The 8,773-nt window shown below is 70.8% G+C and carries 7 protein-coding genes and 1 pseudogene; 6 read left to right on the forward strand and 2 right to left on the reverse strand.

All coding sequences use genetic code 11. The features are described from left to right. Positions 1 to 20: 20 nt before the first annotated feature. Together FB157_RS34520 and FB157_RS34525 are read left to right on the forward strand one after the other, a co-directional pair. Positions 21 to 1,610, forward strand: coding sequence for an FAD-binding oxidoreductase (locus FB157_RS34520; protein WP_186581820.1), 1,590 nt, complete (start codon positions 21 to 23; stop codon positions 1,608 to 1,610). 48 nt (positions 1,611 to 1,658) lie between these two features. Beyond that, positions 1,659 to 2,564: a YegS/Rv2252/BmrU family lipid kinase gene (locus tag FB157_RS34525; RefSeq protein ID WP_145884614.1), complete on the forward strand. Its 906-nt coding sequence runs from the start codon at positions 1,659 to 1,661 to the stop codon at positions 2,562 to 2,564. A gap of 4 nt (positions 2,565 to 2,568) precedes the next feature. On the opposite strand, the gene FB157_RS34530 is transcribed toward FB157_RS34525, so the two are convergent. Continuing rightward, on the reverse strand, positions 2,569 to 4,458 hold the full coding sequence (locus FB157_RS34530) for an ATP-binding cassette domain-containing protein (protein WP_145884615.1): 1,890 nt from the start codon (positions 4,456 to 4,458) through the stop codon (positions 2,569 to 2,571). Positions 4,459 to 4,717: 259 nt separating this feature from the next. Then, positions 4,718 to 6,019 (reverse strand): hypothetical protein, encoded by a 1,302-nt coding sequence (locus FB157_RS34535; RefSeq protein WP_145884616.1) that lies wholly within the window; start codon positions 6,017 to 6,019, stop codon positions 4,718 to 4,720. Positions 6,020 to 6,060: 41 nt separating this feature from the next. On the opposite strand from FB157_RS34535, the gene FB157_RS34540 reads away from it, so the two are divergent. The 4 genes and pseudogenes from FB157_RS34540 to FB157_RS48875 all read left to right on the forward strand — a co-directional run. Further along, positions 6,061 to 7,020, forward strand: coding sequence for a tetratricopeptide repeat protein (locus tag FB157_RS34540; protein ID WP_186581821.1), 960 nt, complete (start codon positions 6,061 to 6,063; stop codon positions 7,018 to 7,020). Positions 7,021 to 7,029: 9 nt separating this feature from the next. Beyond that, positions 7,030 to 7,551, forward strand: coding sequence for a hypothetical protein (locus tag FB157_RS34545; protein ID WP_145884618.1), 522 nt, complete (start codon positions 7,030 to 7,032; stop codon positions 7,549 to 7,551). 323 nt (positions 7,552 to 7,874) lie between these two features. Beyond that, on the forward strand, positions 7,875 to 8,234 hold the full coding sequence (locus FB157_RS34550) for a metalloregulator ArsR/SmtB family transcription factor (protein ID WP_145884619.1): 360 nt from the start codon (positions 7,875 to 7,877) through the stop codon (positions 8,232 to 8,234). A 213-nt stretch (positions 8,235 to 8,447) separates the two neighbouring features. Next, positions 8,448 to 8,773 (forward strand): annotated as a pseudogene (locus FB157_RS48875) (LytR family transcriptional regulator); the annotation flags it as partial.

Raw genomic sequence — 8,773 nt, forward strand, 5'->3', positions numbered from 1 at the left:
TCTGTGAGGACGACCCTTCGATGGACATGCTGTGGAACGGCTGGGGCGACCCGGCCAAGGCGGCACCGCTGCCCGACTCGGTGACCGGACTGCTGCGCGACCTGCTCGGCGTCAAGCCGCGCACCACGCCGCCGCTCGCCCTGGAGGACATCGACCTGCCCGCGCCCACGGCCGATCCGGCCGCGCTGAAGGCGCTCGCCCAGGCCGTCGGCGGCGAGGAGCACGTCCGCACGGACGCCGAGAGCCGTATCCGGCACACCCGCGGCAAGTCCACCCCCGACCTGCTGCGGCTGCGCGCCGGCGACGTCCGCGACGTCCCGCAGGCCGTGGTCCTGCCCGCCACCCACGACGAAGTCCTCGCCGTGATGCGAGCCTGCGCCGGGCACGGCCTGGCCGTCGTCCCCTTCGGCGGCGGCACCTCCGTCGTCGGCGGACTCGCCCCCGAGCGGCGCGCCTTCGTCGCCCTGGACCTGCGCCGCATGAACCGCCTCCAGCTCCTGGACCGGGTCTCCCGCACCGCCGTGCTCCAGCCCGGTCTGCGCGCCCCCGAGGCCGAGGCCCTGCTCAACGAAGAGGGCTTCACCCTCGGCCACTTCCCGCAGTCCTTCGAGTGGGCCACCATCGGCGGCTTCGCCGCCGCCCGCTCCAGCGGACAGGCCTCCGCCGGATACGGCCGCTTCGACGAGATGGTGCTCGGCCTCACCCTCGCCACCCCCGAGGGAACCGTGGAGACCGGCCGTGCCCCCCGCTCCGCCGCGGGCCCCGACCTGCGCCAGCTGATCCTCGGCTCCGAGGGCGCCTTCGGCGTCATCACCTCCGTTCTCGTACGGATCCGCCCGCTGCCCGAGGTGCGCGTCTACGAGGGCTGGCGGTTCGCCTCCTTCGAGGAGGGAGCGGCGGCCCTGCGCCGGCTCGCCCAGGACGGACCCCGGCCGACCGTGCTGCGCCTGTCCGACGAGACCGAGACGCTCATCGGCCTCGCCCAGCCGGACGCCATCGGCGCCGGCCTGGAGAGCAACGCCGGATGCATGGCGATCACCGGCTACGAGGGCACGGCCGAGGACACGGCCCAGCGCCGTGAGCAGGCGGCAGCCGTCCTGCGGGACGCCGGTGGCACCCTGATCGGATCCGAACCGGGCGAACGCTGGGCCCACGGCCGCTACTCCGCGCCGTACCTGCGCGACTCCCTGCTCGACGCGGGAGCCTTCGCAGAGACGCTGGAGACCGCCGCCTTCTGGTCCCGGATCCCCGAGCTGTACGCGGCGGTCCGCACCGCCCTCACCGACACCCTGACCGAGGCCGGCACCCCGCCCCTGGTGATGTGCCACATCTCCCACGTGTACGAGAACGGCGCCTCCCTGTACTTCACGGTCGTCAGCGCCCAGGGTGAGGACCCCGTCGCGCACTGGGCGCGCGCCAAGCACGCCGCCAACGACGCCCTGCTCGCCGCCGGCGGCACCATCAGCCACCACCACGGGGTGGGCACCGACCACCGCGACTGGTATGTCAAGGAGGCCGGACCCCTCGCCGTCGAGGCCCTGCGCGCCGTCAAGCGCCGCCTCGACCCCGAGGGCCTCCTCAACCCGGGCGTCCTGCTGCCCACCGACTGATCAGCCCCACCCAGCCCGTCACTCTCGTCATCGCCCGGAGGCCCACCGATGCGACAGTTCACCGCCGTCGTCAACCCGACCGCGGGCGACTCGACCGGGGCGGCATCGCTGCTCCAACTGGCCCGACTGCTCCGCGAGGCCGGGGCCGAGCTGGAGACGGAGTACAGCCACAGCCTCGCCCACGCCCAGGACATCGCCCGGCAGGCCGGGGAGCGCGGCCGGGTGGTCCTGGCGGTCGGCGGCGACGGCATGGCCGGCGGCATCGGCGGAGCGCTCAGCGGCACGGGTACGGTCCTGGGTCTCGTACCCGCCGGACGGGGCAACGACTTCGCCCGGGCGCTGAACCTGCCGTCCGACCCGGCCGAGCTCGCCGACATCCTCCTGCACGCCGAGCCCAGCCGGGTCGACACCATCGAGGTGGAGTCCGCGGTGCACCAGCGCACCGTGGTCCTCGGCAGCGTCTACGCCGGGGTCGACGCGCTGGCCAACCGGCACGCCAACGAGGCCCGGCTGCTGCGCGGGTCCGCCTCGTACTACGCGGGCGGCCTGCGCGCGGTGACCACCTGGCGGCCGGCGGACTACCGCGTCATCGTCGACGGCGAGGAACACGCCCACCGCGGCTACACCGTCGTGGCCGCCAACTCCCCCTACTACGGCTCCGGCCGGCTCATCGCCCCCGGCGCCAGGGTCGACGACGGACTGCTGGACATCGTGATGATCCGCGAGGCCCCGCGCCGGTTGTTCTTCGCCCTCATGAACGAGCTGAAGACGGGCGGACACGTCCGCCGCCCGGAGGTACGGGTCCTGCACGGAAAGGAGATCCGTATCGAGGCCACCCGTCCCGTACCCTACGGAGCCGACGGCGAGGTGGAGGCCACGCTGCCGGTGACGGTGCGGGTACGGCCCGCGGACCTGCCGGTGCTCTGGCGCCCGGCCGCCGCGGACCGCCCCTGACCTCTCAGCGGTCGTGGGACAGGGCCAGGAGTTCGGCGAAGGTGCCGCCCGCGTGGACGAGGTCGTCGTAGGAGCCCTGCTCGGTGATGCGGCCGTCGTCGAGCACCACGATGTGGTCGGCGACCTTGGTGTTCTCCAGCCGGTGGGTGACCACCACCGTGATCCGGTCGGCGGCGATGGCCCTGATCCGCTCGAAGATGCCGTGCTCACCCCGCGGATCCATCTGTGAGGTGGGCTCGTCGAGGATCAGCAGTTCCGGCCGGCGGTACAGGGCACGGCTGCAGGCGAGCCGCTGCCACTGGCCGCCGGAGAGTTCCGCCCCGCCGAAGATCTCCCGGGCGAGCAGGGTGTCCAGGCCGGCCGGGAGGTTCTCCACCGCCGCCCGCATCCCGACCGCGTCGACGGCCTCCCACACGGGACCGTCGTCGTCGCTGCGGGGCTGGCCGAGCGTGATGTTCTCGCGGACCCGCAGCGGCCACTGGGCGAAGATCTGCGGCACCAGCCCGGTCCTCGCCCACACGGCAGCGGGGTCGGCGTGGGCGAGGTCCGTGCCGTTCCAGGTCACCTTGCCCTTGTCCGGCAGGTAGATCCCGGTGAGCAGCCGGGTCAGGGTGGACTTCCCCGAGCCGTTGACCCCGACGATCGCCAGGATCGACCCCTTGCGCAGGGTGAGGGAGACACCGTCCACGGCCGGTCTGTCCTTGCCGGGGTACTGGTACACCACCTCGTCGAGCCGGATCTCGTCGACCGTCCCGGCGACGGCGCGGTCACCCCGACGCGGGGCGCGGGCCGCCGCGTCGTCCAGGAAGGCCTGCATGTCGCCGAGATAGAGACTGGTGTGGAAGACCGCGGCGCCGTTGACGACGACCTGCGACAGTGCGGCCAGGGTGGTCTGGACGGCCACGACCGCGGTGGCGGCGATCGCGAGTGCGATACGCCCGGTCACCGCGAGCCAGGCCAGCGTCGCCCAGGCGGTGACCAGGAAGACCCCGCCGGCGAGCGCGGTGAGCAGCGCGATCCGCAGCGTGCGCGGGGCCGCAGCGAGAGTGCGCCGGTCGCACCGGTCGGACAGCGACCGGTACCAGAACACCAGGTAGTCCGTCATCGAGTTGGCCCGTACCTCGTCCCCGTACTTCGAGGTCGTCGCCCACCAGCGCATCATCCCGCGTACGTTGCGGTCGGCCACGTTGGCGTAGTGGATCTCGTAGTCCACCCGGGCCGTCAGCACGGCACCGATCCCCGCGGGCAGTACGGCGAGGAGGAGCAGCGGCAGCATCATCATGTTGAGCACGGACAGGACACCGCTGGCGGTGATCATGCGGATGAGCGCGGACATGAACCGCTGGGCGTCGGCCACCATCACAAGCGTGCGCATCACCCCCATCTCCGCGGCCTCCTGCCGGTCGGTGAAGCCGTCGACCGCGTAGGCCGCCGCTTCCACCCGGCACACCGCCTCCACCAGCGCACTGTCGGTCTCCGTGGTCAGCAGCGGTGTGATCCGGCGCTCGGCGTACGTCGCCACCGCGCCCGCACCACGGGCGAGCGCGGCAGCGGCGGCCACGACCACCAGCGCGGGTACGGCCGCGCCCAGCCGACCGTCGACCGGGCCCGGCCCGAGGACGTGCCCCATCGCCCGGGCCGTCGCGGCGAGTTGGACCGCCGCGGACACCCCCGTCACCACCTGGCAGCCGAGCAGCAACTGCACCGCACACCGGTCGGTGCGCCACGACAGCCGTCCGATCCGCGCCAGAACCGCGGGAATCTGCCCGCACATCCGCCGGAAGGACACCTCGGCCAACGGATTGACCGAGTACTGCCCGCTGTATCTGATCTCCGCCGGCGGTGGCGGAGGAGGTGTCGCGTCCTGCTGATCGTGTGTGTCGGCCGAGGTCAACGTGATCCCCCTGACGGTCGCTCCGGCTTGTCACGTGGCTCAACGACCCGGCACCAATATCGAACACACGTGTTTCGGCCGTGCTCCGAACCCCGGCACAGAGCCCATCGCGGAGCGTGCCTGATGCACCGACCCTTGCCGGGCAACATGAGGCAGAGGGCGGAGGGTTGGCCGAAACGCCGACCAGCGGACCGGCGGCGGATCCGGCTGGACGATTTCACTGCTCACTGCTCACTGCTCACTGCTCACTGCTCACTGCTCACTGCTCAGTGCCGAAAGCCGCTGCCGCCTCGGTCCCCGGCGCGGTTTCGAGCTGGCTCGGCGCATGGTCGGCAGGTGGAGCGGCGTGCTCGCCCTGGAGCGCGGCTCCTTGTGCGAACGTCGCACCGCTCGCCTCGTACCCCTGCTCCGGCGCCGGTCCCGCCGCCGGCGCGGCGAGGCCGTGTCCCTCGTCCTGAGTGGTGCCGGCTGCCTGCGCGTGGTCGAGGTGGTCGGCCGTGAGGGAGGCGCCGGAGAGGGGTGTGCCGGCAGCGTGGCCGTGGCCGACGCCTGCGGGCCCGGCGACACCGGGGAGGCAGGGGTGAAGCTCCGTGCCGGTGAACTTGGCTCCGGACGGATCACCGACGGCCGAGACGTCGGCATCGTGGGGGCCGGCTGCCGTGGTGAAGGAGCTTCCGCTCAGATCGTCCGGTGACGTCACCGGAAGGACGGGATGCCAGTTGCCGGCCCTGTCGGCCCAGACCCCGTCCCCCAGGGTCACCTGACCGATCGGGTCGGGCGAGGCAGTGGAAGGAGGGGGAGGGCCCGTCTCGGCATCGCGGTGGGTGACAGGTGGCACGCCCGCGTCGAATCCCTGGCCCGTGTCGGGTGGAGCCTCGGGGAGTGAAGGTGTGGTTCCGGGCGGTGCGGTCGCGTCGTCCTCGTCGGGCGCGCGCAGGTACCGCAGAATGTCCGCGCCGGTTCCGTGTTCTCGGGCGTCCGCGCCGAACGCCGCCCCGCAGCCGTTGACGTACAGGTCACCCGGGTCCATGGCTCCGAAGTGCGGTGCGACGGGAAAGCCGATCGCGTGGGCTGCGTTGTGGCCCAACTGGATCACTTCTTCTCCGTAGCCGAGGACCCTCGCCCCGGTCTCGCCGACGCCGAAGCCGTGGCCGTTGCCATCGGCGGACAACCACTCGAACGGTCCGGAGAAGGCCAGTTCGGCACTGGCGAAGAAGTGCCCCACCTTGTCGTTCCACATGGGGTTGACGGTCTCCGTGAAGAACTGACCCTGCATCGGGTCGGAGAGGATCGTCACCTCGCGGTCACCGAAAGCGTGCGTGGGCAGTGCCGCGTGCCGTGCGGCGGCGTGCTCGGCGGACTCTCCCGGAAGGCTGCTCATGGAAGCGGCCTCACGGGCACACCTGATGGCAAGTCCCGTGTCGCCACCGGCGAGTTGCTGGGCCTGCTGCCAGTACGAGACGAACATCGCGCGGTGCGCGTCCACCGAGTCGGTTTCATCGGCGGGCCGCTGCGCGGCGAGGTAATCGCTCAGACGAGCGATGATCTCGGCTTTGGTCATATTTCTAGATTAGGGTGGCCGACGGCTGTAGCGTAGGGCTCGTGACGCTTGAGGGTGGCTCTTTTGCACAGGCCAGAAAACTGTTCCAAGCGGGCAGGACGGCGGATGCCAAGGCTCTTCTCGAACGAGCAGTCGATAACCACCCCGAAGATCTCGCCTGCCGGTATGCGCTCGCCGTGTGCCTCAATGAGGAAAAGGCGTGGCAGCGAGCCGAAACGCACCTCCGGAAGGTCATCGGTGCCGAGCCTCATCACTACCTGGCTTCCTATGAACTGGGAAAGTCGCTGCAGGGTCAGGGCCGGCCCGGCGAGGCCGCGCAGGCCTATCGCCAGTGTCTGCTCCACGGTGAAGTCCAGGACGCCCGGAACAGGTTGAGGGAGTGTGAGAGTCCTGGGTCGCAGGCGCCCGGCGGCAACCTCGCGCTGCTGCCCGAGGATCCGGAGCTTCTCGCCGCGCTCAGCACGGAGCGCCTCATTCCGGCTCCGACGCCGTTCCGTACCCTGGCCAGCGACCTTGACGAGCGCGACAGTGCCACGGTCGGGACCCTGGTGTGGTCGAGCCGCACCCTCGTACGAGCGGGGGTGCCCGCCGCACTGTTCGCCACGGCACTGGCCCTGGTGGTCCCGCCGCTGCTCGGTCAGCGCTGGCTGTACATGGCCCTGGGCGTGTACGCGGCCGCGGCATGGGCGACCGCGTTTCTCACCTCCTGGATGAGTCGCTTCGACTTCTACGAACGGCGACTCGACGTCAGCCAGGGAATCGTTCCGCGCTCCAAGCAGTCCCTCTGGTACGCCTCGATCACACAGGTGAAATACTCTCGCGACCTTCTCTCCTATCTGACCGGCACGGCCTCGCTCGAAATCAATTACATGGTCGGCTCGGACCACAAGGCCGTCACCCTGTCAGCTCTCGGAAATCCCGCGCAGATCGACCGTCTTTACCAGGAACTGCAGGGGCCGGTGGTGCGCGAACGCCGCGCGATGAAGAAGATTCTGTTCTAAGGAAATCGGGTGCGATCGTTCAACCGGATCAGTCTCGGGATCATCGTGGTCGTCGTCGCCTTCTTCCTCTTCCAGCGCTTCGGTCCCGGTGGCCTCCCCGCCCTTCCGCTGCCCGGCCCCCTGCAGCGGCCGGACCCCGTGGAGGTGCATGCCGAAGGCGACCCGCCCTGGACGATCGAGGGCCATGGTGTCCGGTTCGAGGTCGTGTCGACCACTCGTACGTCCAGCAGCTGGATGGGCGCCACCCGCCCCTCGATCAGAGTCGTCTCCTACGTGACGCGCACCGAGGGCGCCGACTTCAAGGGCATGCAGTACCGCTTCAGCGACCAGGCCTCCGGCGCCGCGCTCGAGACCGTCCCCTTCCAGGGCGGTGGTGACGGTGACCCGCCGCCGCACCAGCGCAGCCGGCTGGAGACGGTGATCTGGGACGTCTCCCCGCGTGCGACCCGGCTGACGATCACTCTGCACGACTTCTACTGGCCTGACGAACGCAACCTGGTCCTGCGTGACGTGCGCGTTCCCGCCTCCTGACCGGACACCTCCACCCTGACGGACGGCACCAGGACCGCCACGGTCGACCTGAAGTCCACCACCACCCAGTACCGCCAGGCCCTCTGGACCAAGACCTGGTCCAGCAGCGCCAAGCACACCGTGAAGATCGTCGTGGTCGGCACCCGCGGCCGTCCGACCGTCACCACGGACGGCCTGGTCCACGTCAAGTAACCGCACACACGGTCCTCGTCGAATATCCGCACCCGCAGTCCTCGTCCGCCCAGGGGGAACCCTGGGCGGACCCCTACACTGGGTGCCCGCATGTGCGTGAACGGTGAAGTGGGCGGGGGCAGGAGAGGACTGTGGCGGAGAACGGCGGCTTCGAGGACCCGTCGGCCGACGTGCTGGCGGCGGCGGCCGCGACGTTCGGGCTGCTCGCCTCGTCGGCCCGGCTGCACCTGATGTGGGCGCTGGCGCAGGGCGAGAGCGATGTGACGCACCTCGCCGACCGGGTGGGCGGTGCGCTGCCCGCGGTCAGCCAGCACCTGGCCAAGCTGAAGCTCGCCGGGCTCGTCAGCTCCCGCCGTGAGGGCCGCCGGCAGGTCTACTACATCGACGACCCCGACATCGTGATCGTCGTGAGGGTGCTGGTCGGACAGCTCACCGCTCGCTCGCAGCACGCGCCCTCTTACGTACGGCAGCTGCACGGCGTCGATGCCTGAGCCCACCGGGGCCCGCTCCACGGTTCCATGAGATCCCTCACCTGTGAATTCCCACAGGATCCGTACTGTTCGGGCCACGGGTTTGTTAGATTGCGCAATCACGCAATTCAGGCGGAGTCACCGTTTCCCGCCTGCCCGAACACCGCCGCGCTCGCCCGGCCGCACACCCGACGGCCCGGCCTGCAGAGCCCGACCGTTCATGGGAGTGGGTAGATGAGCGACCCCTGGGACGGCCCGGGCGGCCAGGCCACGCGCGACCGCAGCGCCCGGGTGCCCGGACAGCGCACGGGCGAGCCCGACGGACCGCGCCCGGGAGGCCGGGCCGCCTCCCGCTCACGTGCCGGCGGTCGTTCACGGCGCCGAGCCGGTGCGGGGCGCGGCAAGCGGGTGCTGAAGATCGCCGCGGTATGCCTGTCGCTCCTGATCCTCGGCACGGCCGGTGTCGGCTGGTGGTTCTACCAGCATCTGAACGGCAACATCCAGAGTGTCTCGCTGGACGGCAAGGGTGGTTCGGAGAAGGCGGATGCGTTCGGGCGTAC

It is taken from the genome of Streptomyces sp. BK340 (assembly GCF_007827595.1).
GTDB lineage: Bacteria > Actinomycetota > Actinomycetes > Streptomycetales > Streptomycetaceae > Streptomyces.